This window comes from Microcoleus sp. B3-D7, from assembly GCF_036705305.1.
Lineage (GTDB): Bacteria > Cyanobacteriota > Cyanobacteriia > Cyanobacteriales > Microcoleaceae > Microcoleus.
The window spans coordinates 159,767-184,780 of record NZ_JAUBUE010000004.1 but is presented as its reverse complement, the minus strand read 5'-3'; the positions used below and the strand labels follow the sequence as shown (position 1 = coordinate 184,780).

Here is a 25,014-nt window from a genome sequence, read left to right as displayed (position 1 = left end):
TCAAAACTCTGCAAAGCCTAGGGGTGCTTAACACTTGTAGGCTTTGCCGACAGTCTTCTTATCTTCCCACAAGTAGAGCGAAAACTTAAACAAAGTTGGCGGTTCCCTGTCGCTGCTTCGATCCCCAGCAGCAATCCGCGTCAGCCGAAATGTTGATGATTCTCGGTTGAAGCCGCAGGCCCGATCGAGCTTTAAAGCTCGATCGGGCGGATTTTCAAGGGCGAGAATTGATTTGGTTTAATCGAGAAACGATCAACTTAACTGATTTAACCAACACTCAACATCAACGGCCAAGGTTTGACCCAACTCCAGCAACTGCCGGATCGAAGACAAGTCCCAGCCGACGCCGGAACCTGCAATCCCCAAGGCAACGGCAGCGACCACACTGTCGCCCGCCGAGGCATCTTGCAGTTGCAGCCAGCCCAAACACAGAGGCACAATTTGAGTGTACAGAGAATTGAAATACAGTTCCTGCGATCGATCCAGACACAAACCCAAACTCAGCCGATCGCCCACCGCAATCAAACGCTCGATCGTGCGGATATCAGCTTCTAAGTTGACAGGCGAGCGATCCTCCGCGCCCGATCCTGCTTGCAGCAGCGCCTCAAGCGATCGCCAAACCATCTTTTCCAAAATTTCCTTGACTTCGGGAACGTTCAACCGACAGCGGAGATGGCCGCTTTCAGTGGCTATCGCCTCAATTTCGGCCAGCAGCGGTTCCACATCCTCCGTTTCCACTTCCAGGGCCTTGGCCGCCGTCAAACAGCGGTGTCCCAAAGCCACCTCAGCAGCCACCTGCAACTCTACCGGCACCTGCAACTCGTCTCGGTGGAACGCCATCATCACCCCGTAATTTTCGCGGTAAACCTGAGTGTAAAGCTGATCCAAGCGAGTCAAATTTTCCTGACTCAGCAACTGCACGATCCGGTGGCGTTCCTCAGCAAATAAATCCCGCAAGCTAAAGGACTGATCCCCAAACAGCCGCACCATTTCCAGAATCGCGTGGGACGCCGAAGCTTCTTGCATAACTCCAAACAACCGCTCTTTGAGCATAGTGTAAGACCGACGGCTGCCAAAAGGCTGAATGCAGCAGTGGAAGTCCCAGCCGCCGAGGTGCAACGCAGCAAACACAAAAATCTCTGTTTCCCGCGTAATTTCCGAGGTTAACTGCAATTGACCCACAGCCAGAGTCATCGATCCCATGCGCTGAATTTGGAAATCTTGCTGCTGGGCCTGATAGCAGTAAACTCGCTGTTCGCGGGGATATTTGGCAAATAGAGAACTGATCGCGTAGTGGGCGGCCACTTGTCGGAGACTAATTTGGGCTGTCACCACGAGTTTGCGGTAAACTTCTGCCCCTGTTGTGAAATAGTCAACGTTGCTGGGCACGAGGGCTAGTCGATCGACAAAATCCTTTTCTAGCTGCACGCCGGTAACTTCGCCCGCCAATTCCAGCGCCCGGGCCGCGTAGCGCAGAATTTGCACGCCTTCTGGGCGCGAGATTTCTTCAAAAAACCAGCCGCAGCTAGTGAACATTAACAGGGTGTGGCGCTGCATTTCCAGCAGTCGCAGGGCGTCCACCTGTTCGGAGGCATCGAGTTCGCGCACTTGATGGCGTTCGAGGAAACTGTCAACGTTAGCGGGCGATCGATCGCGGATAACCTCAATATATTCATCTCTGGCTTTCCAGGGATCGCACAACAGCTTGCGCCCTGCTTCTTCGTAAATCGGAATCAGTCGATCGCGCAGCCAATTGAGAGTATCCCGCAAAGGGCGGCGCCATTTTTGGTTCCACTCGCCACCGCCGCCGCAGCCGCAATCATCTTGCCAGCGATCGACCCCGTGAGAGCAACTCCAGGCCGTTACGGGTTTGAGTTCCACTTCCCAAGCGCTCGGATTTTGACTTATATAATGAGCAAAATTCGTCACCGTCCAGCCTCGACGGGGAAACTCTTCTGTGAAGGCGTAGGCGAGGCATTTTTCGGTACCGTTTTTGTGGTGGCCGAAAGTTTCGCCGTCCGTGGCCACGCAGATTAATTGAGCCGGTCGGTGGTCTCCCCGTACTGCTTGACCCAACCGTCCTGCCAAGTGGTGGCTGCTGCTGAGAACGTCATTGAAGCCCATATCCCGCGAGATCGGGCCGTCGTAGAAAAAGATATCAATGTAGGGAGTGTTGGCAGGTGGGGCAGCAGAATTTTGGGAGTGCTGGCGGCCAAAATAGTGAGTGCTCAGCGGCGAGAGTTGGTCAGCCATCAACCGCATTTCCGGCTTCAAATAGCAGCGGTACGGGCGAGTCGGATCGATTTGACCCCCGCCGACTTCGTGCCATTCGGAATTTTCGGCTGGTTCCCCTTCGTGGTTTTGCCCGATTAGCGGGCGGCAGCGTTCGGCTTGGGAGGGGGCTAAGACAATGAAGCGGATGCCTTCAGCGACTAAAACTTCGAGGGTGGCGTAGTCTACGGCGGTTTCGGCGAGCCACATTCCTTCGGGATCGCGATTGAACCGGGAGCGAAAATCTGCGATCCCCCACCGAATTTGGGTGTATTTGTCTCGCTCGTTAGCCAGCGGCATGATGATGTGATTGTATACTTGGGCGATCGCGTTGCCGTGACCGTTGAGGCGCTGACAGCTTTTGCGATCGGCCTCCAGAATCCGCTGGTAGACTTCCGGGTCATAGCGTTCGAGCCAGCTCATCAGGGTCGGCCCGATGTTGAAGCTCATATACTCGTAGTTGTTGACGATCCCCGTGACTTCGCCGCGATCGTTGAGTATGCGGGCAAAGGCGTTCGGGCGGTAGCACTCGATGTCAATGCGTTCGTTCCAGTCGTGGGCGGGAGAGGCGCTGGCTTGGCGTTCGATCGCGTCCAGGTAAGGGTTTTCCCGGGGAGGCTGGTAAAAGTGACCGTGAACCGTCACGCAGACTCCAGTTGCAGCAGTCACGCTGCTTTGGGTTGCAGCCGTTACGGTTGGCGAAGGCAAAGGTAGCACATCGGATTGAGTTGTAGAAATCGAAATCATGCGATCGAATCCTCAAGTAGTTAAAGACAATAAAACCAGCCTAATTAGAGACTAAAACCTTATGCAGCAAGAGTTGCAGGTAGGCATCTCTTGGGGCTAAATTTGGGCAGACAAGTTTTAATACATTTGTTGTTTTGCGAGCAAAGCATTCGTTCCAAGATGCCAACCGTCGATCCCTGGTTTTTTTGCCAATGCTTTGCTGTTGAAAGAGTTAAAAAAGGTAGCTTTTGCTGCTTTTTGGCACTTGCGACCCATTTCGGGTTCGTGCTTGCAGGGCTGCTCATTGAGAGTTTCATTTACCTTGCTGGATTGTAAAGTCTTATTCATTAAATAGCAAGTTTTCGCCGGAAAGATTTAATTTTTGGCACTAAATCTTGGCGGTTCTGGATATCGGTTTAATGCCCGATGAATTTATAGAATAAGAGTATTGCCCGAGTTTCGCATCATACTTTAGGTGCTTTTTACCTATGTTCTGGAGAAGTTAGGCCAGTTGGGTTAGGGCGGGGCAGATTTGCTGCAAATGTACTTTCCAGAAGAGTTGTAACACTGGTGCGGAGTCAAAAGGCAACAAAAAAGCAAAACGGTAAGTGTTAGGTTTTAACTCCTGAGAGGTATGTGGGGGCGGAGGCATGGGAGGAGGAGGAGGAGGGTTTGGACGAGAAGATGCTGCATTTGACGGCGAAGTTGGAGAGGCAATTTGTCGAGAGTGCCAAGTTAGAGGCGATGATTCGGGAAAATCGGCAGAGGGTGGGTTCTGGCGGATAGTTCGTCAATTGCTGAAGATTATCATGATTTTTTGCGAGAACTTAAGGAACGTATTGTGCAATATCAAGTGCGCGCCGTACTTTCTGTTAATCGCGAATTAGTGTTGCTTTACTGGCCAATTGGACGGAATCTTTTAAAGAGGCAACAGCAGCGAGGATGGGGAGCAAAAGTTATAGACAATTTAGCTGTTGACTTAGAAACAGCTTTTCCTGAAAGGATGTTTGCCGACGATTTAGCAGTTGGAAGCTGAGTTAGAAGCGGTGGATGTGGAAATTGAGGAGGAATGATAAAATTGGAGAGTGCGAAGTAAAGATAACTATTATGAAAAATCTTAGAGCAATCCTTCACCCTAGCTGTAACCCGTGATGTTTTGCGGCCCAAGGTGCTCTCAGGTGAGATTGGGGTGAAGGATTTAGAGAACCTAGCTAGAAATATCAGGAACCCGCACCATCATTTCTCAAATGCACCGTCTTTTCAAACTTGATGGGTTCACGAGGTTTTGGAGGTTTTGGAGGTTCGGGAGGTTTTCGAGAAGTATTAGACTCTTGCTGAGCGGCTGAATTATTAGACATGGAGGTTCTTTTGAGTAATAACGAATGTAATCCCAATATAACGCTAATTTACGAATACGCGGCTCAGGCATTAAAAGATTTAGATCTGAGTATCAATAGGCTTAATACAAAACTAGGTGTAGTGCTGGGATTTGATGCAGCTCTAATTCGCTTTTTTTCAGGCTTACCCGATCGTTCCCTTGCAGTAAATATTGATGCTTTGGATATTTCGTTGGAGTGTAATTTTTGTTTGCTTTTAAAAATTTTAAGTTACCTTGCTTTAATAATTTCTTTGATTTATTGTTTCTTGGGGTTTAAGCCACAAACAGCAGGGCAAATAATTTTACCAGAAGAATTAATAGAAAAATGTCTTGGCATACCAGAGGAAGAGTATAGACTCTCAATCCTAGAAAACTGGAATCAATCAATCAAGGAATTGGCGAAAAATAGAGACAAAACATCAGATTTGTTTAAAGGGGCTATCTGGGCACTCATATGCGCTGCTATTTTGTCAGCTCTTGACGTAATTTTATCTTCTTTTTTAGTCAAGTAAACTACTAAAATATATAGAGGATTAATTAATGGATATCAACCAACAAAAAAAACAATTCCGCAACATCTACCTGCAAGCTGTCACCACCGTTGCCGACTATTCCCTCTACAAACCTTTCGTAGACGATGACAGCGTAGACTGGGGAGTAGCTGCGAAAGGCGGGACAGGCCCCATCAGAGCACCTCGCTTAGAATTGCAGTTAAAATCTACATCAAGAGATATCCAAGACGATAACTCCATCCGCTACCCCCTCAAGCTCAAAAACTACGACGACTTAAGAATGGATAACTTCGCCATTCCCCGAATTTTAGTTGTCGTTTTAATCCCCGAAACACCCGAAGAATGGTTAACGCAGTCGGAAACAAAACTGTGCATCAGAGGCTGCGGATATTGGATATCGCTGCGGGGAATGCCAGAAACACAAAACACAAGCACTGTCACCGTCCCCATCCCCAGAACCCACCAATTTACAGTCGCCGCCCTTCAGTCAATTATGGAGAGAATTAGCCAAGGAGTTCAACCATGAAAATCACCGTAAAAGATAGCCAAACTCTCGCAACAATCAAGCTAAATCAACTGAGAAATTACTTACAAACTCACGGCTGGCAGGAAGACCAACCTTTCTTAGATAATGCCACACTTTGGCACAAACCAACAGCCGATGCAGAAGAATTTGAAATATTGCTACCTAACCGGGAAAACCTGGGAGATTATGCAGCCCGCATCCGCGAGGCAATCCAAACCCTAGAAAACGCAGAAAATAGCCCTCAAATTGAAATTTTAAGCGAACTACTTACCAGCATTTCCAACACGACTATTCAGGGAATTGTTATGCAAATTCACACCCCAAATACCAAAAAATTAAGTGGCGAAATTACTCTCCTCTGCCTTGTAGTTGCCAAATTGCGGAAAATTCAAACTTCACTCGCAGACAAAGATTATATCCTGGCGATTAAAGCTTATCAAGAACGCTTACCGATTCTCTGTAGCGGTGACTTAATCAAAGACAACAACGCCTTCATCCTCACAAACCCCCACAACTTAACTCTCGATGAATTGTGGTAAAACTAAAAGTCACGCACAGTCTATCTCGCTCAACTGTAAATGATGCGTCGTATGCTGCCAATTGCCCTGAGTCTTGAATCCCAATTTTTGATAAAATCTGTCGGCTGCTGGCGTATCTGTTCGCAACGTCAATAACTGATAATGCTGACTGGCTTCGTAAATCAGCCGATCGACCAATAAACGCCCCACCCCCTTTCCCCGCCAAACTGACTCAACATACAAATGCCGTAATCGTCCAACTTTTGGATCGTTGAAATAAGGATCTCGATTCAAGCCGCAAATTCCGATCGCTCTTTCCTGCGATGACGCTATAAATAAAGCTTCACCAACCTTGTCGAAGCAGTTATAACCATTACGATAATCTCGAACCAGTCTTTCAACAAACTGAAAACCTTGGGACAGACTTTCCTCAATTAAATGGATAATTAATCCCTCATCAAACTCCAAAATTTTAGCGATGTCAATATGCTGCATACTTTGAAAAAAGATTTGTTAAGTAAGGAGTGCATCGACTTGACCAGATTTATGGGTTCTGACAAAGAACATTGTGATATCGTTCCAATAACCTGCTGCGGTTGAAGCTTCATTTATTTCTGTAAAATATTCCAGCTTGCACTGCTGCCACTGTTCATCTGACCATTTCACATTTTGAAGCCCGAATGCACTCTTGGCATTGCCAGTCCACGCAGCTTCCGCATCTTGCAAGTAGAAGCCAAATTGCTCTAGCGAGGAGTCATTCATATCGATTCTTTTCCCAAACAAATATCCAGTTCCCTAGCAAAGGCCTCTGGCGCATCCAGCATCAGCCAGTGTCCAGTATCGGGGATCGTAGTTGTCGTCAGTGTGGGACGGAGGATGTGAAGGCTGAAGGGAAAAGTGTTTGAGGGAGCAATAATGGCGTGGGCCCGTGTTCCAGGGGCTGCTAGGTAGCGATCGAGAGCATCAACTGCGTCAAAGGCAAACATCCCGCGAGACATTCCACACAGACAATCCTGTGGAGTCGCCGCCAAGCAAGCGAGAATCCGATCGCGCGTATCGGCCGTGCTTCCTGTCAGCGCCTCGTTGAAGCTGGTTTCCACAGCAGCCCGCCAATCCTCCGTCTCCAGAGCCCTCTGGTAGGGGACGATGCGCGCCTCGTACATCTGTGCAGGCACCTTGGTCAAGTCTCCAGGTGGGTCTGCCAGGATCAACTGCGCGATGCGGTGCGGTGCGCTGGCTGCTGTGGCGAGGGCAATACAAGCACCGAAACTGTGCCCGACGATCGCCACTCGATCGAGTCCCAGCCCATCCAGTACCGCGAAAACATCCGCTGCACAGGAGGCGGGCGCATAGTTGCCGTCCTCCGGCGGTGCGGAATCACCGTGTCCCCGCATATCAAGGGCGATCGCGCGTCGGGTACGGGCGACACCGGCAAGCTGCGCCTCCCAAATGTTCGCGGACACCGCCATACCGTGCACGAACACCACCGGCAGCGGTTCCGACTCCCCAGCGGTGACAGGGGGGCTGGCTTCGATGATGTGAATAGCGCCGATCGGTCCTTTGATATTTGTCGATCGCATACAATTTTCTCCTAATTGTGAATTTCCTCTTTTCACACAACCAATTTTACCTGCGTAACTCCTTGGCGCAATTCATACTGTCCTTTTACCCAAAATTGTTTAATTTTTTCACCCAAAAACGGAGCAGCTTGCATCATCAATAAACGCAATAATCCATTTTTTCGGAGTTGTTCGCCTTTCCACGCTTCTTGTGCTTGAAGTTGTTGGGCGCGAATAATTTCCGGTTCGCGTTCTGCCTGAAGCCGCGATAATGCTAAGTCAATATCCTCGCAATTAGCCCCTGCTTTCAATAAAGGTACAAGGTGATTGGCCGCAACAATTACATCGCGCAAAGCCATGTTAATTCCTTGAGCGCGAACCGGAGACATGGGATGTGCAGCATCCCCCAAAAGTATGATTCCTGGTCGATGCCAGCGCGGACAGCGACCAACCACAACAGATAATCGCATCGGAGATTCGATCGTATCGGCACAGTTGCGGAAATGTTCTGCCATCCACGCAGGCGATCGCGATGCGAAAGTTTCTGCCCAGTCGGTGTGTTTCCAATCGGTTTTGTCATCTGCAGATAGCACCCAAGCCAGATGAAGTTTTCCTGATTCTGTCCCATGAAAGACACTGAATCCGCTACCGCCATTCAGGATAGAATAAAATACATTATCCGCCACAAACCGAGGATGAGCGGCAAGTTTAAACCACAGAACATCTATACTATTCTGCTGTTTTACTAACTCTAATTCTGCACGCTGTCGTACAACCGAGTTTCTACCATCTGTACCAATCACAAGTGCAGCAGGAATCTCTCGCCCATCTCCTAGCTTTACACCCGCAATGCGATCGTTGCTGTACAGTAAATCTTTTACGGGAACACCTGAGATAAATTCAAACTCTGGATGCAATTGAGCTTCTGAAATTAGTGTTTCTAGCAAAGGCGGTTGCGATACCAGCGTACAAGGTCGATTTGACCCCATTGGCTCATCAACTCGAAATAGTTGCCGATCGCCCACAACGAACTCCCAGGCATCAATTTGTCGGTGTGGAACACCTTCTAGCATAGTGGATAAGCCCATTTGTGCGATCGCATCCAATCCGCTGGGCATTAACGCTTCACCGCGAAACACTCGGTAGGAATCTTTTGCAGCCTCAACCAAAGTTGTGGCAATACCTCGTTTCACCAGCAGTAAGGCAAGTGCCGCACCAGTTGGCCCCGATCCCACAATTACAACTTGCGTCATTGCCCTTCCCCATTGCTTTTTAATGTATTTCTCCGCTTAATTTCCATCCTAAGAGATAAAGCACTGCCGCAGCTCTTCATCAAGTAGCTTTCTCCACTGTAAATCCGATTTCTTGCCCGTATGATAGTTCCAGTGTGTGACCGTCCGGGTCTCGCAAAAAAGCCCAGTACCCGATCGGATATCCAGAATCTTTTGGTTCTTCAAGCAGTACGCCTTCTTGACGTGCATTGTCGCAGAGAGAATCCATGTATTCGCGGCTTTTGCAACCTACTCCGAGGTGTGCAAAGGGAGACAGAACGGGATGTACGCAGTCTGTTTGAATTAGCACAATTACAAAAGGGCGAGTGCGGTCAGAAAGCCAGACCACAGCAACACCAGCTTCTGCATCGATGCGGCGGTGAACGACCTGCATTCCAGCATACTTGGAGTAGAATTCGATAGTGCGATCGACATCAGAAACGGGCAGTGCGATGTGTGTGAGACCGATATCACTCATTGGTTATGTTGCTCCAGTCATATTAGGATTAATATCAATAATTGCTACTTCCAATCTCATAAATTTAATGAGACGATCGCCACTTATACCAATTTTTTATGAGGCCCCGTAGAATCCGATCCCCCCTAGCCCCCCGCGTCCGGGGGGGGACAAGAGTCCGATCTTTCGTCCCCCGACTATCAGGGAGATGCGAGGGGGATCGAGATATGTGCAACTTCACATTAAATTGGTATAACCGCTCGTAACTGTCCATCGTTTTGCTGCCTAGTATTTGTAAGCAAGCAGCAAAACCTGAGCGGAACCAAGACGATTTACCTCTCAAGGTAGATGTCGGTTAATCCTACCTTTGAGATACTCCATATGAAATGTAACTATTTATACTAATGCCGCATCTTTTGTTGGTAGACGACGAAGCCCCACTCTGTGAAAGCCTTGCTTACTCACTGAGAAAGGAAGGCTATGAGGTCACTACAGCACCAGATGGACACAGCGCGATCAAACAATTCCACAAGCAAGTACCCGATATCATTCTGCTCGATCTGATGATGCCAGAAGTTGATGGGATGGAAGTGTGTTGGCGTATCCGGGCTTTTTCTAATGTGCCTATACTGATGCTAACGGCTAAAGACCAAGATATGGATAAAGTGTTGGGCTTAGAGGCAGGGGCAGATGATTATGTGACCAAACCCTTCAATACGCAGGAATTGCTCGCACGGATTAAAGCTTTGCTGCGCCGCCATCATCCGGAATCTGCTTAAAAGCGGTTAAGGCATCCTTCAAGGGTTTGATAGCTCGGTTGGCTCAATCCGTGACCAATGGCGCTAGGTTAGGATCGCTTGCAACGGATACACCATTTATCCCAACCATGTTTGAGCCGATGAAATTTTTTGCCCAAGACTCCTTCACGAGCAGATGGTTAGCATCTCTTCGGTGGAATTCAATCCACACGAAGCTCTTGGCTACCTACCTGATCCTGATCGTCTTAGGAACCTCGCTTATGTCTGGTTACATCCTATGGACGTTTTATGCCTTTTTCATGCAGTCTCGTCAGACAGATTTAGAAAACTGGGCAACAGCACTGAGCGAGAGCGTTGCAGATGCCCTCGAAGAAAAAGATATGCAACGGGTGCAGATCGTTGTCCGGCGCTATGGGGCACCCGCCAATATCACACTCCGTGTCTTTGATGCCCGAGGTTCGCTGCTAGCCACCTCTGACCCTCAAACAGATCGACAAATCACCAATTGGCTGCTGATATCTGGCGTTTCAGAAGCACTACACGGTCATTCGGTGCAGGGCGTTACTAAAGGGGTTTTATCAAGGGACGATCGCCTCTATATTGTCAAACCGATGACTCGCAACGGTCAGATGTTGGGGATATTACGCATCTCGATTACTTTAGAACAGTTTCAGAAACAGTTTGTAAGGGTGATCTGGACAATTTTAGCCGCCCTTGGCATTACCATTATTCTCTGTACCTTGGTCAGCGATCGATTAGCCCGGAGTCTCTCTAAACCCATTGAGGTAATGCGAAACTTTGCGATTTGCGTGGGTAGAGGCCAGTTTGATGACAAACTCGTGATTCGTCAAAGCAATGAACTAGACCAACTCGCAACGGAACTGAATCGTATGAGTGAGCGGTTGAAATCATTGGACAACGAACGCAGAGCCTTCCTAGCGAATGTTTCCCATGAACTGCGGACGCCTGTGAGTAATGTTCAGGTCACCATTGATGCCCTGGAGCGTGGCGCTGTGGATGAGCCGGAGTTGCGCGATCGCTTTTTTCAAACCATTAAAGAGGAGACGAAGCGACTTTCGGGCTTGATTCACGATTTGCTCGATTTAGGACGCTTAGAAGCAGGTGTCACGCTATTAGAAATCCAAGCCATTGCCTTAGAAAGTGTCATCAGCCGTGCGATTAGAGCAATGGAAGTTCGTATGCAGGCTAAAAACGTGACTGTAGAAGTTGATGTTGCTGACCTTCGGATTATGGGCGATTCGGAACGCTTATTACAGGCTTTTTTAAATCTCTTAGACAATGCGATTAAGTACTCTACCCCCAATGCTCGTATTTTCATTGCTGCCTCTGGCAACAAGCAACAGGCTCTGATTTCAATTCGAGACCAGGGAAGCGGCATTCCTGAAACCGATTTACCTCGCATTTTTGAACAGTTTTACACCACGAGCCGCTCTAGTAAGAATGGGGTTGGTCTGGGTCTAGCGATTGCCAGACGCATTATTGAAGCGCATGGAGGCAGCATTACAGCCAGTAGTAAACCCGGTCAAGGGGCTGTATTCACCCTTTCTCTACCCTTAGAATCATAAGTAGTTGATCCCGTTGTCTGGTTCCGTGTCACTTCTTCCACCTGACTCACAGCAGTATTAGTCAAATAAATAGGAAAACCCGACTCTGCCAAATCAGACAATCTAGATTTAATTATCTTTTTATTTAAAGAAAAATGTTGTGCTAATTCTTTGTCAGGACATTTGCATTTTTTATAATTATTTAGTAGTCTCTAATACCAATTTAATGTGAAGTGGCACATATCTCGATCCCCCTCGCATCTCCCTGATAGTCGGGGGACAAAAGATCGGACTCTTGTCCCCCCCCGGACACGGAGGGCTAGGGGGGATCGAATTCTACGGGGTCTCATAAAAAATTGGTATTAGCCGCATTCAGATCCATTGCTTTAATGAAACCATCTTTTCCGTCCATGTACCCTTGAATATTATCAGGGTATTTTTGGGCAAGTTTTCTCTTTAGTTCGCTGTATTGCTGCGCGTCATCAGGATGGGAAATCATATAATCTCGAAACGCTAAATGGCGCTCTATCTGCGCTGAGTTCACTTCAAACCCGTGAAGGTGGTGTGTTCTAATCCCTGCTTCATTACCCTTGCGAAAAAAACGACGGCCGGATATCCCAAACTCACCCATTGCTTGATAGCCTAATGCCTCAAGTGCTGAACTCTGTAGATCAATTTTAGTAATATCTTTAACCTCAACTAACATATCGATGATCGGCTTTGCATGAATTTGTGGAATCGCTGTGCTACCAATGTGATGTATAGCAACCACATTTTCCCTAAGTGCAAGTGCAATCAGTTTCGACTCAGTTTCAAAGGCGCTGCGCCAATTTGGATCGTGCGGGACGACTTCTACTTTGAAAAAATCTAGTTTTCTTGACATGGCTGATAATTATTCGCTTTTTTTGTCATCTCATTGATTTACGCTCGCATTTAACCGAAACTGATTTTATGATGCCTCATATTTTACGGGCTGTGCCCAAAGCTCTTAAACATACGGACAACGGGGAGGAACTGACTGTTTGGGAGAGAAATTTCAAACCTCTCAATCACCTGATAGTCAAATTTTGTGTAAAATGGCTCTCCCGCCAGCGTCGCAATCATCTCAACTTCCTTAAATCCAGCACGCTCAGCAGCCAGTTCACATACTCGCATAATCTGACTTCCAATTCCTCGACGTACCCATGCTGGATGAACAAAGAATGCACGAATCTTTGCCGAGTCGCTGTCTGGGTTGAGCAGGCTGTCTTCTGGATTATTTTTGCCTGAATCACCTCCATAAAGCGTTTTACGCTTACTCCAGCCACCGCAACCAACAATTGTTTGGTGATTGTTCTGAGCAACAAAGTATGTTTGGTCTTGAATCAGTTGACTGTCAACCCCAAAGACTGTGCCCAGTGCGCCTTCAATCTGGTCTGAAGTGTAGTAGCCTGCTTGCAAAGCTCTAGCAGAATCAGGAATTAAAGTTGTTAGCTTAGGAATGTCTTCTAAGGAAGCTAATCGAATACAAAAATCCATTGAACCGATCGGCTAAATAAATCGCTCTCTTAGTTTGTCACATCCGTAAAAGCCGCAATGCAGCGATCGCCCGTTAGCGGCGAAGCCCTCGAAGAGGATCGCCCACCCCCAGCTTTAAGCCCACATCCAAATATCGAACCCTCCCCCTTTGTTAAACATTGTGGCAGGCTATGATTGACGGTTGGCAGCTTTTGAGAATCTAAATGCTAAACACAAATACAATAATTTCCAGTCTGCTGTTATTTATCCCGGTTTCCATCGCCGGACACTTTCTCGGCTGGGAATCCTCCACAATCTTCATCACCTCGGCTTTAGCCATCATCCCTCTAGCCGCCTGGATGGGGACGGCCACCGAAGAAATCGCCGTCGTCCTCGGTGCCAATTTGGGGGGTTTGCTGAACGCTACCTTCGGAAATGCTACGGAACTGATTATCGGCATCGTCGCCCTCAACGCCGGACTAATAGATGTTGTCAAGGCCAGCATCACCGGTTCAATTATGAGCAACCTGCTGCTGGTGATGGGATTGGCGATGCTGCTGGGCGGCTTGCGCTACAAAGAACAAGATTTTCAGCCGACAGTCGCCCGCTTGAATGCTTCAGCGATGAACTTAGCCGTGATTGCCATTTTGGTGCCAACTGCCGTTAATGCCACCTCTATTGGCATCCCTCCGGCAACTATGCAGAACCTCTCTAGCGCTGTTGCTGTAGTGCTGATTGTCGTCTACGTGCTGACGCTGCTGTTTTCGATGAAAACCCACAGTTATCTGTACGATGCAGGGGTGGCAGAAATAGAAATGCTGGAAGATTTAGCCGAAAATAACTTAGCACCAGACAGTCCTGACCACAAAGTCAATCTGCCGCTGTGGATTGGGGTGCTGTTGGCCTGTACCCTGATGGTAGCTGTCGAGTCGGAACTGTTGGTGGGTACTCTCGAAGAAGCGACGGCGCGTTTGGGGCTGACATCACTGTTTACCGGGGTGATTTTAGTGCCGATTATTGGCAATGCGGCCGAACATACGACGGCGGTGACGGTGGCGATGAAAAATAAAATGGATTTGTCGGTTTCTGTGGCGGTGGGTTCGAGTTTACAAATTGCTTTGTTTGTTGCCCCGGTGTTGGTTTTGGCAGGTTTTGTCTTAGGCAAACCGATGGACTTGAATTTCAACCCGTTTGAACTTGTAGCGGTTGCGGTGTCGGTGCTGATCGCCAATTCTATCAGTTCTGACGGCAACTCTAACTGGCTCGAAGGTACTTTGCTGTTGGCAGCTTATACGGTTTTGGCGCTGGCGTTCTACTTCCATCCGGTAATTGAGGGACTTGTTTAACAGGCTTTCTTCTGTTGAAGGAAGAGGGAAGAGGGAAGAGGGAAGAAGGCAGATTTTTTCACTGCCCCACTCCCCCACTTCCCTACTCTCACTTCTTTCTTCGAGAGTGGTGGTTGCGATCGTACAATTGAAATGTGGCTGCTCTCTCGTTATTAGTTCTGGTGTGTTTGTACATTATGTGCTGTCATCAGGGATTTGTGACCTCGATCGGCTGTGACAAACAACAAAACCTTTGGCATCAACCCGATCATCGTTAGAGCGCACTGCCACAGGTTATACAAAAACACGGGATGCTCAAGTCAAGCGAGACTAAAGCCTCCCTTGACTTCAGAGAAGCTGCAAGATTTCAATCAAGGGTGCTCATGAGTCTTTTACTAGGTGTGCTACGATCGTCATAAGTTGAAAATTGAGTCTGACTAGACAATGTAAAACCTCGTACTCTTATTGTTGAGTACGTCGTCCCACAAACACGGTGTTGCCGTCTAGGAAAACTCATATTTGAACAAAAACCGAACTAGATAAAGAGGATTAATCAAATACGGTATGCCATACCGCAATTAACGATTTTACAGAAGACACCTCTAATTCGGCTTGAGTAATCTTGTCAAGGCAAGTAACGCAAGCTGAATCAAAAATCTCACTCACCAAGAGTGCACAGAGGTTAATCTAATCGCTTAATACTTGATTAAACTTCCTCCGAGCTGCCGATCACAAGCATATTGACAGAGGCACATTTTTGTGCAACATTCTCAGAATAATGCCCAAAATCTGCAGGAAAAATTTTCTGGAAGAGTAAACGAGGGTCGATTTAAAACTGACCAGCCTATAAAAAGGTCGAACGGGATACCACGATTCGTTAAATTGGTTGAAAATAATGGTTAAACAATGGCTAAAAGCTTCCACAATAATAAATAGTTGTACAGACTTCAAAAATAGGGTGCTGCTCCACCCGAATTTACGCCTGTGGACAAGTAAGAGCCGACTCTCTTGGCAGAAGCAGGAATCAGACCCTCTAGAAAATACTTCTAGTTGAATGGTGAAGCTTAGATAAGTTTAGCCAAGTTTTGTATAGCAGTGTCAAAGTAAAACTTGATAGAGCAACCTCAATCAGGGTTATGTGGCTTCTGTGAGTTATTGCCTCAATCCCAAATGTCCGAATCCCTCCGATCCAGCCAACTCTGGCAAATCCGTGTGTATCCACTGCGGGTCTGAACTTTTGTTGCAAGGTCGATATCGGCTAGTCGCGCCTCTCGGAGGCGGCGGCTTTGGCAGAACATTTGAAGTGGACGACAACGGCGCCCGAAGAGTGCTCAAAGTCCTGCTCAAAGAACATCCCAAAGCTGTAGAACTGTTTAAGCAAGAAGCCGACGTGTTGGTCAGGCTAAGACATCCAGGTATTCCAAAAGTCGATCGCGACGGTTATTTTACATTTACGCCCGCTCACAGCACAGAGTCTTTTCACTGTCTGGTGATGGAGAAAATTGCTGGGGCCAATTTGCAAGACTGGCTGAAACATCGGGGCCGCCCCATCAGTCAAGAACAAGCTGTGAACTGGCTCAAACAACTGTCGGAAATTTTAGACCAAGTTCACCGCCTCAACTATTTCCATCGGGATATCAAGCCGCACAATATTATGTGCAAGCCAAACGGGCAGTTAGTGCTGATTGACTTCGGGACTGCTCGGGAAGTGTCGGCGACTTATTTCGCTAAGGTGGGCCAGGGGCAAAATGTGACCGGTATTGTTTCCCCGGGCTACACGCCGCCGGAACAAACTAATGGCAAGGCTGTTCCGCAGTCAGATTTTTTTGCTCTAGGCCGCACTTTTGTTTATTTGCTGACTGGAAAGCCACCGACTGCGTTTCCAGAGAACCCGCGCACGGGCAGATTAATGTGGCGCAAAGGAGCTCCTCAGGTTTCCGACGCCGTGGCTAATGTAATCGATTATCTGATGGCGCCTTTTCCGGGAAATCGACCTCAAAGCCCGCAGATGGTTTTGCAGTGCTTGGAGGAAATTAATCTCGACGGCGCGGAAAGTCAGTTGCCTACTCAGTTGCCGACGACGGGGCAAACTAAACTTCGCGCAACTTCCGGGACGCCTGAGGTGAAGAAGCAGACTTCTGTAAACCGCCTCAGACCTCTGAATTCGGGATTGAAAAAGGCCGAGAAAGATGTTTTTGATTGGAAAAAGAAGTTGCTGGCGGGCACGGCTGTTTTGATGGTGAGTATTGGCGCGTCTCAAATTTACGGTTCGCTGCGTTACGGGGTGTTTCCGGCAAACCCGGTGTGGCTGCTTTCTACCTTACCTAGCACTCAGTTTTTGCAAGGAAGTTTGGATAATGTCGAGAGTGTAAATGCGATCGCCCTGTCGCCTGACGGTCAAACTTTGGTGAGCGCAAGCCTTGGGACGATTAGAATTTGGAATGTGAGGACGGAACGCCTCCGGGTGCCGCCTCTCGATTTGGTGCATTCTAAAAAATCGGTCAATACCGTGGCGGTGAGTCCGGACGGCTCGATTTTGGCCAGCGGCGGCGGCGACAAGAATGTGATTCTCTGGGATTTGAAGACGGGGCGACGGATGCGGACGATTCCGGCTCACAAAGCCGCCGTCAAGGCGATCGCTTTTAGCAGGGACGGTCAAACTCTCGCTAGCGGCAGCGATGACAAAACTATTCGCTTGTGGAATGTCAGAACCGGCGGCAGGTTGCGGACTTTGAGCGGCCACGCCGGAGGAGTAAACGCGATCGCTTTGAGCCGGGACGGTAAAACTCTCGCTAGCGGCAGCCAGGACAAGACTGTGCGTTTGTGGAATCTCGGCACCGGAGAAGTCAGAAGAATTATCACAGGTCACCGGGGCCCGATTACTGCTGTGGCTTTTAGCCCGAACGGGAAAATTGTGGCTAGTGCTAGCACCGACAATACGATCCGTTTGTCGAACGTGCAAGACGGGAAGCCCACCCGCACTTTTAAAGGGCATTCGGACTGGGTGAGGACGATCGCCTTTAGCCCGGACAGCCGGACTTTGATCAGCGGGGGCGGAGATATTATAGTTTGGGATTTGAAGACGGGAAAAGAAAGAAGCACTCTTTCTGGTCACACTCAGTTTGTGAGTTCTGTTGCTATTGCCAGAGATAACAAGACTTTTGTGACCGGCAGTCCCGATCGCACTATTAAGATTTGGCGAATGCCATAGTCCTACTATTTTAGATTTTAGATTTTAGATTGAAGAGTCGAGGCGATCGAGAAATCCCATCCCGACTCCGACGTGGAAGTCTGGGCATTGCCCGTCCTACAACTGTTACTTGCCGCAATTGGCAAAAGTAGAAAACAGGTTAAATTCTGTAACTCTCCACGCTTGCCATGTCTGCGCGCCAGCAAAAAGACTGTACCTAGTTATGCTTTTATCGCTGTCAACATAACTTTGCCAACTTAATGAAGCAACAGTTGGATACTGGGCTGGAAACTCCCCTGGTATAGGACTTACTTGAGAGCTCATGTTCCATCCTACTTGCTTGCTAAATTCTTTAATTTGACCTTCGCAAGTTCGACAGTTAGAACCGCCGACTTTCTGCCAAATCTCTAACTGCGGAGTCAATCCATATTTGCCATTGCTCGATCGCATCCACATCCCATCGATCGCGCGGAGGTTCGGACAAGACAGATTGGCGGAGTTGTTGCGGATCAGAGAGACTGTTTCTTGATCGGCTTCGTACCATTTTTTGGCTTCTAATAAGGATTGAAGTTTGCTAAATTCGCTGTTGCTTTCTTGTGAATGAGCGGTAAATGCTGGTTGCAAAACTGCAAGAAATGTGCCTATTAACGCGAGTGATGGTTTGCCAAGTTTAATCATAATGTTCCTCTGACAATACTCCGGACAGTTTTGGGAACCAGACTACAAGCTTTACACGGCAAGGATCATAAATAAAGTCGAATTAAATGCCGCGTAGGGGTGGAGCTGACATTGATTTAATTATCCACAGTGGCTCAAAGTCCTACAGAATAAGCCATTGGGCTATATAAAAACTGTCCGGACTATTGCTCTGAGCAAAAGTGATTTAACAAGTGACCAGTTTACCATCTATCTCTAGACAGAGATGAAATTTTCAGAGCCGATGAGGTTTGGAGCAACGCCTGTCAAAGAAGCTAAAACTTCACCGCTGCTGGCTACTCTAATTAATGTGCCGTTAGTTCCAGGGGAAATTGATAGCTGTCCGAAGGTCAAGCCATTGATTAATTGCATAGTATCTTGAGAGTTGGCGAAATCAGAGATTGTATCAACTCCCAATCCCGCACCTAAAACAAATACATCGTTGCCCGCGCCGCCGACTAGAATATCGTCTCCCAAACCGCCGTTGAGGGTATCAAAACCTTTGCCGCCAGACAGGTTGTCGCTGCCGCCTCCCCCGATAAGAATATCGTTGCCTTGTCTGCCGGTGAGTGCGTCATCGCCGTCTAAACCGCTGATATTATCGCTGCCAGGAGTGCCTGTCAGGTTGTCGTTGCCGTTCGTGCCGTTGATGACGTTTGGAGAGTTATTGATGCCGCCTGAAGTGTTGCCGGTGTCAGCAATAAAGAGGTCTGGGCCGTTGTTGGTATCTCCCGGCACGAGATTGGTGGCAAAAGATGAAAACGCCACTTTCTGCCCGTTGGCCGAGATGGAGGGGAACTCGGAGTCGCTATTGCCCTGATTGCCTGTTGAGGAAACAGAGACGCGGGTGGTGGTATTGGTTGACAAGTCGCGCACGAAGATGTCCTCGCTATCGTTAGTGTCTCCCGGCACGAGGTTGGATGCCTCAGATGAAAACGTCACAAACCGCCCGTCAGCGGAGATGAAGGGAGTGTAGAAGTCTTCGTTCCCCTGATTGCCTGTTGAGGAAATAGAGACGCGGTTGGTGGTATTGGTTGACAAGTCGCGCACGAAAATGTCGGTGGTATTATTTGTGTCTCCCTGCACGAGGTTGGAGGCATCAGATGAAAACGCCACAAACCTCCCGTCAGCAGAAATAGAGCAGCGGGAGGAGCTATCGTTCGCGCGATCGCCATTGGAACTCACAGAGACGAGGGTAATGGTATTTGTCAACAAGTCGCGCACGAAAATGTCCCGTTCGTTGTTAGTATCCCCAGGCACGAGGTTGGTGGCAAAAGAGCGAAATGCCACAAACCTGCCGTTGGCTGAGATGGAGGGTAATTCAGAGTCGTTGTTCCCCCGATCGCCGCTGGAACTCGCAGAGACCAGAGTGGTGGTATTAGTTGACAAGTCGCGGACGAAGATGTCGGTGCTATTGTTAGTATCTCCCGGCACAAGGTTGGTGGCATTAGATGCAAACGCGACAAACCGCCCGTCACCTGAGATGGAGGAGCGCCGGGACAAGCTGTTTCCCTGATTGCCTGCTGAGCCAACAGAGACGCGGGTGGTGGTGTTAGTTAACAAGTCGCGCACGAAGATGTCGCCACTATTGTTTGTGTCCCCCGGCACGAGGTTGGAGGCATCAGATTGAAACGCCACAAACCTTCCGTCAGCAGAGATGGAGGGGTCGTAGGAGCTGTCGTTCCCCGGATTCCCTGCTGAGTCAACAGAGACGCGGGTGGTGGTATTCGTTAACAAGTCGCGCACGAAGATGTCGTCGCTATTGTTAGTATTATTGTTCGGAGATCCGAGAGAGAAGATGGATTGTTGAAGTGTAAACGCCACAAACCGCCCATCGCCGGAGATGGATGATAAAACCGAGTAACGATTGCCCTGCACATCGCCTGCTGGGTCAGAGATGCCTGTTGAGTCTACGGGGATGCGAGTAATGGTCATAAGCCCTGACATTTAAGAGTACAAGTTTGGAGTTCCGTGCGGTTGATTGACATTATTCAATAAGCATTTCTCAAAGTCAATTCATAAAAGTCATAACTTTGAGTTCATAAAAACCCTATTTATCAATAAATGTTACCCACACTAGACAAAATAGCCAAACTCATACGCAATCAGCGAGCGAATGATACTTGCCCCAGAATTAAGGAAGTTTTCTCTATTGCCACATCTAATAAGTAATTCCCCGCCCGTTTTTGGCAAATTCATCAACTGTTTGCTGGGACAATTCGTGAACTGCGATCGCCTGCAACAGGTCAAAAGGCAATGTCAAATGATGGGCGCCAGCTAATAAAGTCTTTACCGCTTCTTCCGGCGATTTAATGCTAGCTGCCAAAATCTCAGTATTAGTTCTGTGCAACACATTTGCCATATCCCGCACTAAAGCAAAACCGTCTCCTAGGAGTCGGGTGGCGCGATTCACGTAGGCGATCGCATATTTAGCCCCCGCTTCTGCTGAGACAACTGCTTGTGATGCGCTGTATATCGCCGTCACCGCACAAGGAATTTCCGGTGACAAATGCGCTACTGCTTGGAAACCCGCAGCCGTTGCTGGAACTTTCAACACTGTTTGCTGTCCAATTAATTCAAAAGCCGCTTTTCCTTCTGCTACCATGCCATCAACATCAGATGCCATTAGCTGATAATACACTTCCCCAGGAATCAGTTGTGCCAGTTGTTTAAGGGTTTGCTCAGGAGATAACTCGCTTTTTGCCAAAAGTGTCGGATTAGTAGTAATTCCCGCTATCCATCCGAACTTGCTTGCCCGTGCGGCTTCCGCTACAATTGCAGTATCAACATAAATTGCCATCGGCTCTACACCTTCAGTTTGTTAATATTTCCCAGACGGTTGCTTGCAGATTGATATAAATCCGAGCGAAATTAATTGTTAATCTTTAACAATATCAGAATCTCGGAAATATTACTGTTAAGTAAATATAACACTTCAGTGATGTGCATCATAGGTAGTAGTGCGTGAGTTTTGAATTTAACAGGACTTAGGCTCCGAAAGCCCGTTTATTACAAAAAATTGGTGGAGGACGACCTATCTGTGAATAAATCGGCTTTCTGAGGAAAATTGCCTAAGTGCTATTTAAGATAGCTAACAACTGAAATCAAAACTTTTAAGTCAGTTGGTAACTGCGATTCTCTGGTAAGAAAAACTTGACTCCCAAAATCCCGGATACAAAGAAATTACATTTGTAGTAAGGGTTATGTATGCAATAACTCCAGGAGGTGACTCAGACAATGACCGAAGAAAAAAATCAGCAGCCACAAGTCAGCCTTGAGACATCTTCTGAACAACCTCAGTTGGAAAAGTCAGCAGAAACCGCTGAAGAATTATCGAGAAATCTTAAGTCTGAAACTCTGTCTCAAACGGTTGAAAATAACGCCGAAGACCGTTTGAAGGCTCTAGGCCGCTTAATGATGGTGAGCCTAACTTGGTCGCTGGCGGGGCTTTCCAAACGCGAGTAACTTATGGAACACTACCGCAACGGGCGAGTTATGATTTGTGAGTTGTGTTGTAAGTTTTGAGTTACACAAAACTTACAACTCCCGGACTTAGATGATGTCCGGTTAGTTGTAATAAAACCCGTTTTTAGTGAAGACTTTAGTCCTTAAAGCAAGGACTAAACTTTTCAACAAAGCACTCATAACTTTTCTTGAATTCCTTCAAACGGCCCCAAAAAAGTCGGTTCTGGACGGGTAACGCGCACTTCCCAAAGCGCTTTGAGGACGGCCAAAAATTCGCGGAAACTGTAGCGAATCATGCCCTTTTGGCGAAATTTGCCCCAATCCGGCGTTCCTAAACCGATCGCCTCTACGCCCAACTGGCGGCAGGTATAAACAGCGCGGGCTAAGTGAAAGTTTTGGGTAACTAAAACAGCCTGGGTTATGCCAAAAATCTCTTTCGCCCGGTAACAACTTTCATAGGTGCTAAATCCGGCATAATCGAGAATGATATTATTAGTCGGTACGCCCTGGGCTGCGGCGTAGTCCTGCATTGCTTGGACTTCGTTGTAATCGACGCTGCTATTGTCTCCTGTCATCAAAAGTTTCTCCACTCGCCCCGCTTTGTACAACTCGACGCCTGCTTGGACTCGATCGGCTAACATGGGGGTTGGAGTGCCGTCTTCCCAAACTCCGGCACCAAAAACTATAGCGATGGATTCAGCAGGCACGTTAGCTATATCGCTGTGGCGGTAGTTGCGGGTAACAAGTCGGACGTAGTAGTTGAGTGCTAGGGGTGTGATCGCTGAGGTTAATATTAACAGCCCGATGGCAAGCCGCCATTGAAATCTAAAGGATTTAGGCAACATAAATTCAAGTTAACTTCCTATATAATTAGACAAACAGGAACCTTCGCGGGTCGAAAAATTGTCAAGTTACCTCATTTACATTATATTGACAAAAATATGATTCAACAACAGCAAAAATTTGAATTGCTGGAATCACTTTTATGGGAACCCAAAAACGGCTATTTTTTGCTAGACAGACATCTTCAAAGATTAGAGCGTTCGGCTGATTATTTTAATTTCCCCCTATCGCTAACAGAAGCAAGCAAAGCTTTACAAGCATTAAGTATGACTTGCCGGTCAGTCAAACAAAAAATACGGTTAACAATATCTTGTGAGGGAAACATAACATTACAAGCTCAGACACTAGATAGCGGTATATTAAAAATCGGTGCATCTGTGGGAATTGCCCGCCAACCGATCGATTCTCAAAACCCATTTCTTTACCACAAGACAACTTACCGATTGCCTTATACAATGGCTTTGGAGTCGCAGCCCGAATATCAGGATGTCTTTCTGTGGAATCAAGATGGAGTTATCACCGAATCCACGATCGCCAATATCGCGATCGATACACCCGCAGGTCTAATCACACCTCCCGTCAAGTGCGGTTTATTACCGGGGACGTTTCGTTCTCAACTTTTAGAGGAGGGAAAAATCCGAGAAGAATTAATTACCTTAGAGGATTTGTGCAGTACCAAAACTCTATTTCTCATTAACTCCGTTAGGGGTTGGATACGCCTCAAAAAAGAAGCAACCCGAGATGTTTGGAAAGTGGTCAGTAATGGCTGAGATAACGCTTTCAATCGATTTTAGTAGGGTGCGAACTGTGCACCTTACTACTACAGATAGTGTCAAAATTGACTCGTAGCGTAAGTCCTGAAAGTGTTAACCCTAGTGCAATATATTATGAAACAAATAAAACCTTGGCATTGGCGAAAGATTCCCCTAAATCAGCGCAGCGGATCTGAGATTTTTCAAGTTTTATTTCTCGGTCAAAATGCCGACAGTGCAAGCTCAATATCTGATTGTTTCCCCCGCGATATGGCGGTTCTTCTAGAAAGTCCAGTTACATCTTCTACTAACTTGGCACGATATTCTATTTGTGCAGGTTCTCCCCGGATAATTGACGGTCAATCTCAGCTATGGACACCGCCAGTTGGTGAAATTTTACCTTTTTTGCGCGCTCTTTTGGACTCTCAAAAGCCAAATTTAGCAGTGAATGTACCGCCGGAAATTCCTTTTACTGGGGGTTGGTTGGGATGGCTGGGTTATGATTTAGCATGGGAAATCGAACACCTGCCCCAACTCAATACCGATCCGCTTCCTTTCCCGGTTAGCTGTTGGTACGAACCAGAATCTTTTGCGGTTTTAGACGGTCAAACGCAAATTCTCTGGTTGGCTGCGAGTCAACCTTCTCACCTCGATGTTATGCAGCATCAAGTAGAGCAAACCGATCGAGAAATAATCGAGAATAATTTACCGGAAAATTATCAACAAAATTCTCCTAATCCTATTTTTCAATTATCTCAGAGTGAATATAAAGAAATAGTGCGAAAAGCTCAGAAGTATATTCATGCGGGCGATATTTTTCAGACTAATTTATCTTTGCGGTTTGAAGCCCGTACAGATTGCAGTAGTTGGTCAATTTACCGCGCTTTGCAACGGATCAATCCTTCGCCTTTTGCAAGTTATTGGCAAACTCCGTGGGGGGCGATAGTTAGTTGTTCGCCGGAAAGACTGGTTCAATTATTAGGAAAAAAAGTGGATACTAGACCGATCGCGGGAACGAGGCCGCGAGGTTTAACCGACATTCAAGATGAGCAGTTAGCACAGGAATTAATAGAGAATATCAAAGAAAGAGCCGAACATATTATGTTAGTTGACTTAGAACGCAACGATATCGGGAGGGTGTGTGAATGGGGTTCGGTAAAAGTTAACGAATTTCTGACCATTGAACGCTACAGTCACGTGATGCACCTCGTCAGTAATGTTATCGGTACATTAAGAGGAGATTGCGACGCGATCGACTTAATTCGAGGGGTATTTCCGGGCGGTACGATTACAGGTTGTCCGAAAGTGCGCTGTCTGGAAATCATCGAAGAATTGGAACCCGTGAAGCGCAATTTATTTTACGGTTCCTGCGGTTATTTGGACTGGCGCGGGAACCTGGATTTAAATATTTTGATTCGCACCCTTTTATATTCACCCAAAAGTGACGGTACGATCGGGGGAGTTGTTTGGGGACAAGTGGGTGCGGGGATTGTTGCTGATAGCGATCCAGAAAGGGAATGGCAGGAGTCGCTGCATAAAGCTCAAGCTCAAGTTAATGCTTTGAAATTAGCGGAAATATTTGATTAGATGCGTATTAGATAAATCGAATTGTTAATATTGTTGAAGATTTTGAGCGCGGATTTAGTTTTGAGGTAATGCTGATATAAATCGATCGAAAACAAAAGATTTATTGTAGTATTAATGT

At 47.4% G+C, this 25,014-nt stretch carries 26 protein-coding genes; 12 read left to right on the top strand and 14 right to left on the bottom strand.

Annotated features, from left to right (window positions below; genetic code table 11):
- Positions 1-252: 252 nt before the first annotated feature.
- A complete protein-coding gene (locus tag QUB25_RS05320) occupies positions 253-3,018 on the bottom strand; it encodes a DUF3536 domain-containing protein (protein WP_333182272.1) in 2,766 nt (921 codons plus the stop codon).
- Positions 3,019-3,135: 117 nt separating this feature from the next.
- The gene (locus QUB25_RS05315) at positions 3,136-3,345 is read right to left on the bottom strand and encodes a hypothetical protein (protein ID WP_190745828.1); all 210 of its coding nucleotides are present in this window, start codon (positions 3,343-3,345) and stop codon (positions 3,136-3,138) included.
- 288 nt (positions 3,346-3,633) lie between these two features.
- Here QUB25_RS05315 and QUB25_RS05310 point away from each other — a divergent pair, with 288 nt between their 5' ends.
- A complete protein-coding gene (locus QUB25_RS05310) occupies positions 3,634-3,783 on the top strand; it encodes a hypothetical protein (RefSeq protein ID WP_333182271.1) in 150 nt (49 codons plus the stop codon).
- 31 nt (positions 3,784-3,814) lie between these two features.
- A complete protein-coding gene (locus QUB25_RS05305) occupies positions 3,815-4,033 on the top strand; it encodes a DUF1016 N-terminal domain-containing protein (protein ID WP_333182270.1) in 219 nt (72 codons plus the stop codon).
- 184 nt (positions 4,034-4,217) lie between these two features.
- On the opposite strand, the gene QUB25_RS05300 is transcribed toward QUB25_RS05305, so the two are convergent.
- Positions 4,218-4,355, bottom strand: coding sequence for a hypothetical protein (locus tag QUB25_RS05300; RefSeq protein WP_333182269.1), 138 nt, complete (start codon positions 4,353-4,355; stop codon positions 4,218-4,220).
- 10 nt (positions 4,356-4,365) lie between these two features.
- On the opposite strand from QUB25_RS05300, the gene QUB25_RS05295 reads away from it, so the two are divergent.
- Genes QUB25_RS05295 through QUB25_RS05285 form a run of 3 tightly spaced genes read left to right on the top strand, consistent with a single transcriptional unit; the run spans position 4,366 to position 5,952 of the window.
- Positions 4,366-4,887 carry a hypothetical protein gene (locus QUB25_RS05295; RefSeq protein ID WP_333182268.1) on the top strand — a complete coding sequence of 174 codons (522 nt, stop codon included), beginning with the start codon at positions 4,366-4,368 and terminating at the stop codon, positions 4,885-4,887.
- Positions 4,888-4,915: 28 nt separating this feature from the next.
- On the top strand, positions 4,916-5,413 hold the full coding sequence (locus tag QUB25_RS05290) for a DUF4365 domain-containing protein (protein ID WP_333182267.1): 498 nt from the start codon (positions 4,916-4,918) through the stop codon (positions 5,411-5,413).
- Positions 5,410-5,952: a hypothetical protein gene (locus QUB25_RS05285; protein ID WP_333182266.1), complete on the top strand. Its 543-nt coding sequence runs from the start codon at positions 5,410-5,412 to the stop codon at positions 5,950-5,952. Before QUB25_RS05290 ends, QUB25_RS05285 begins: the two co-directional genes overlap by 4 nt.
- Positions 5,953-5,961: 9 nt before the next feature.
- Here the strand turns inward: QUB25_RS05285 and QUB25_RS05280 are convergent, their stop codons facing one another.
- The 5 genes from QUB25_RS05280 to QUB25_RS05260 all read right to left on the bottom strand — a co-directional run bounded on the left by QUB25_RS05280 (position 5,962) and on the right by QUB25_RS05260 (position 9,239).
- Entirely contained in the window at positions 5,962-6,426 is a 465-nt protein-coding gene (locus QUB25_RS05280; RefSeq protein WP_333182265.1) for a GNAT family N-acetyltransferase, read from the bottom strand.
- Between the two features lie 18 nt (positions 6,427-6,444).
- Positions 6,445-6,693 (bottom strand): hypothetical protein, encoded by a 249-nt coding sequence (locus tag QUB25_RS05275; RefSeq protein ID WP_333182264.1) that lies wholly within the window; start codon positions 6,691-6,693, stop codon positions 6,445-6,447.
- Complete coding sequence (locus QUB25_RS05270) at positions 6,690-7,511, bottom strand: alpha/beta fold hydrolase (protein WP_333182263.1); 822 nt, start codon at positions 7,509-7,511, stop codon at positions 6,690-6,692. The genes QUB25_RS05275 and QUB25_RS05270 overlap by 4 nt, the downstream gene beginning before the upstream one ends.
- Positions 7,512-7,543: 32 nt before the next feature.
- Positions 7,544-8,743 (bottom strand): FAD-dependent monooxygenase, encoded by a 1,200-nt coding sequence (locus tag QUB25_RS05265; RefSeq protein WP_333182262.1) that lies wholly within the window; start codon positions 8,741-8,743, stop codon positions 7,544-7,546.
- 79 nt (positions 8,744-8,822) lie between these two features.
- Positions 8,823-9,239, bottom strand: a complete 417-nt coding sequence (locus QUB25_RS05260; RefSeq protein WP_333182261.1) for a VOC family protein — start codon at positions 9,237-9,239, stop codon at positions 8,823-8,825.
- A gap of 383 nt (positions 9,240-9,622) precedes the next feature.
- On the opposite strand from QUB25_RS05260, the gene QUB25_RS05255 reads away from it, so the two are divergent.
- Together QUB25_RS05255 and QUB25_RS05250 are read left to right on the top strand one after the other, a co-directional pair.
- Positions 9,623-9,997, top strand: coding sequence for a response regulator (locus tag QUB25_RS05255; protein WP_333122164.1), 375 nt, complete (start codon positions 9,623-9,625; stop codon positions 9,995-9,997).
- 239 nt (positions 9,998-10,236) lie between these two features.
- Positions 10,237-11,562 (top strand): ATP-binding protein, encoded by a 1,326-nt coding sequence (locus QUB25_RS05250; protein WP_333182260.1) that lies wholly within the window; start codon positions 10,237-10,239, stop codon positions 11,560-11,562.
- Between the two features lie 325 nt (positions 11,563-11,887).
- Here QUB25_RS05250 and QUB25_RS05245 read toward each other — a convergent pair whose 3' ends face one another.
- Entirely contained in the window at positions 11,888-12,424 is a 537-nt protein-coding gene (locus tag QUB25_RS05245; RefSeq protein ID WP_333182259.1) for a GrpB family protein, read from the bottom strand.
- Between the two features lie 83 nt (positions 12,425-12,507).
- Positions 12,508-13,059 carry a GNAT family N-acetyltransferase gene (locus QUB25_RS05240; RefSeq protein ID WP_333182258.1) on the bottom strand — a complete coding sequence of 184 codons (552 nt, stop codon included), beginning with the start codon at positions 13,057-13,059 and terminating at the stop codon, positions 12,508-12,510.
- Between the two features lie 203 nt (positions 13,060-13,262).
- Here QUB25_RS05240 and cax point away from each other — a divergent pair, with 203 nt between their 5' ends.
- On the top strand, positions 13,263-14,384 hold the full coding sequence (gene cax / locus QUB25_RS05235) for a calcium/proton exchanger (protein WP_333064517.1): 1,122 nt from the start codon (positions 13,263-13,265) through the stop codon (positions 14,382-14,384).
- Between the two features lie 1,117 nt (positions 14,385-15,501).
- A complete protein-coding gene (locus QUB25_RS05230) occupies positions 15,502-17,574 on the top strand; it encodes a serine/threonine-protein kinase (protein WP_333182257.1) in 2,073 nt (690 codons plus the stop codon).
- A 105-nt stretch (positions 17,575-17,679) separates the two neighbouring features.
- Here QUB25_RS05230 and QUB25_RS05225 read toward each other — a convergent pair whose 3' ends face one another.
- From QUB25_RS05225 to QUB25_RS05215, 3 genes are all read right to left on the bottom strand, one after another.
- Complete coding sequence (locus tag QUB25_RS05225; RefSeq protein WP_333139921.1) at positions 17,680-18,231, bottom strand: GUN4 domain-containing protein; 552 nt, start codon at positions 18,229-18,231, stop codon at positions 17,680-17,682.
- 234 nt (positions 18,232-18,465) lie between these two features.
- A complete protein-coding gene (locus QUB25_RS05220; protein ID WP_333064522.1) occupies positions 18,466-20,184 on the bottom strand; it encodes a calcium-binding protein in 1,719 nt (572 codons plus the stop codon).
- Positions 20,185-20,410: 226 nt separating this feature from the next.
- Positions 20,411-21,049, bottom strand: coding sequence for a transaldolase family protein (locus QUB25_RS05215; RefSeq protein WP_333064523.1), 639 nt, complete (start codon positions 21,047-21,049; stop codon positions 20,411-20,413).
- A gap of 437 nt (positions 21,050-21,486) precedes the next feature.
- Between QUB25_RS05215 and QUB25_RS05210 the strand changes: the two genes are divergently transcribed.
- Positions 21,487-21,714, top strand: a complete 228-nt coding sequence (locus QUB25_RS05210) for a hypothetical protein (RefSeq protein ID WP_333182256.1) — start codon at positions 21,487-21,489, stop codon at positions 21,712-21,714.
- Positions 21,715-21,890: 176 nt separating this feature from the next.
- Here the strand turns inward: QUB25_RS05210 and QUB25_RS05205 are convergent, their stop codons facing one another.
- Positions 21,891-22,559, bottom strand: coding sequence for an ElyC/SanA/YdcF family protein (locus QUB25_RS05205; RefSeq protein ID WP_333182255.1), 669 nt, complete (start codon positions 22,557-22,559; stop codon positions 21,891-21,893).
- 96 nt (positions 22,560-22,655) lie between these two features.
- Between QUB25_RS05205 and QUB25_RS05200 the strand changes: the two genes are divergently transcribed.
- Complete coding sequence (locus QUB25_RS05200) at positions 22,656-23,327, top strand: aminotransferase class IV (protein ID WP_333182254.1); 672 nt, start codon at positions 22,656-22,658, stop codon at positions 23,325-23,327.
- Positions 23,328-23,444: 117 nt separating this feature from the next.
- A complete protein-coding gene (locus tag QUB25_RS05195) occupies positions 23,445-24,896 on the top strand; it encodes an anthranilate synthase component I (RefSeq protein ID WP_333182253.1) in 1,452 nt (483 codons plus the stop codon).
- Positions 24,897-25,014: the final 118 nt, after the last annotated feature.

What these genes read in the sequence shown, in the direction of transcription:
- QUB25_RS05320 (WP_333182272.1), bottom strand. Translation starts at nt 3,018, where the DNA reads ATGATTTCGATTTCTACAACTCAATCCGATGTGCTACCTTTGCCTTCG.
- QUB25_RS05315 (WP_190745828.1), bottom strand. Translation starts at nt 3,345, where the DNA reads ATGAATAAGACTTTACAATCCAGCAAGGTAAATGAAACTCTCAATGAG.
- QUB25_RS05300 (WP_333182269.1), bottom strand. Translation starts at nt 4,355, where the DNA reads ATGTCTAATAATTCAGCCGCTCAGCAAGAGTCTAATACTTCTCGAAAA.
- QUB25_RS05290 (WP_333182267.1), top strand. Translation starts at nt 4,916, where the DNA reads ATGGATATCAACCAACAAAAAAAACAATTCCGCAACATCTACCTGCAA.
- QUB25_RS05285 (WP_333182266.1), top strand. Translation starts at nt 5,410, where the DNA reads ATGAAAATCACCGTAAAAGATAGCCAAACTCTCGCAACAATCAAGCTA.
- QUB25_RS05280 (WP_333182265.1), bottom strand. Translation starts at nt 6,426, where the DNA reads ATGCAGCATATTGACATCGCTAAAATTTTGGAGTTTGATGAGGGATTA.
- QUB25_RS05275 (WP_333182264.1), bottom strand. Translation starts at nt 6,693, where the DNA reads ATGAATGACTCCTCGCTAGAGCAATTTGGCTTCTACTTGCAAGATGCG.
- QUB25_RS05270 (WP_333182263.1), bottom strand. Translation starts at nt 7,511, where the DNA reads ATGCGATCGACAAATATCAAAGGACCGATCGGCGCTATTCACATCATC.
- QUB25_RS05265 (WP_333182262.1), bottom strand. Translation starts at nt 8,743, where the DNA reads ATGACGCAAGTTGTAATTGTGGGATCGGGGCCAACTGGTGCGGCACTT.
- QUB25_RS05260 (WP_333182261.1), bottom strand. Translation starts at nt 9,239, where the DNA reads ATGAGTGATATCGGTCTCACACACATCGCACTGCCCGTTTCTGATGTC.
- QUB25_RS05255 (WP_333122164.1), top strand. Translation starts at nt 9,623, where the DNA reads ATGCCGCATCTTTTGTTGGTAGACGACGAAGCCCCACTCTGTGAAAGC.
- QUB25_RS05250 (WP_333182260.1), top strand. Translation starts at nt 10,237, where the DNA reads ATGTCTGGTTACATCCTATGGACGTTTTATGCCTTTTTCATGCAGTCT.
- QUB25_RS05245 (WP_333182259.1), bottom strand. Translation starts at nt 12,424, where the DNA reads ATGTCAAGAAAACTAGATTTTTTCAAAGTAGAAGTCGTCCCGCACGAT.
- QUB25_RS05240 (WP_333182258.1), bottom strand. Translation starts at nt 13,059, where the DNA reads ATGGATTTTTGTATTCGATTAGCTTCCTTAGAAGACATTCCTAAGCTA.
- cax (WP_333064517.1), top strand. Translation starts at nt 13,263, where the DNA reads ATGCTAAACACAAATACAATAATTTCCAGTCTGCTGTTATTTATCCCG.
- QUB25_RS05225 (WP_333139921.1), bottom strand. Translation starts at nt 18,231, where the DNA reads ATGATTAAACTTGGCAAACCATCACTCGCGTTAATAGGCACATTTCTT.
- QUB25_RS05220 (WP_333064522.1), bottom strand. Translation starts at nt 20,184, where the DNA reads ATGACCATTACTCGCATCCCCGTAGACTCAACAGGCATCTCTGACCCA.
- QUB25_RS05215 (WP_333064523.1), bottom strand. Translation starts at nt 21,049, where the DNA reads ATGGCAATTTATGTTGATACTGCAATTGTAGCGGAAGCCGCACGGGCA.
- QUB25_RS05210 (WP_333182256.1), top strand. Translation starts at nt 21,487, where the DNA reads ATGACCGAAGAAAAAAATCAGCAGCCACAAGTCAGCCTTGAGACATCT.
- QUB25_RS05205 (WP_333182255.1), bottom strand. Translation starts at nt 22,559, where the DNA reads ATGTTGCCTAAATCCTTTAGATTTCAATGGCGGCTTGCCATCGGGCTG.
- QUB25_RS05200 (WP_333182254.1), top strand. Translation starts at nt 22,656, where the DNA reads ATGATTCAACAACAGCAAAAATTTGAATTGCTGGAATCACTTTTATGG.
- QUB25_RS05195 (WP_333182253.1), top strand. Translation starts at nt 23,445, where the DNA reads ATGAAACAAATAAAACCTTGGCATTGGCGAAAGATTCCCCTAAATCAG.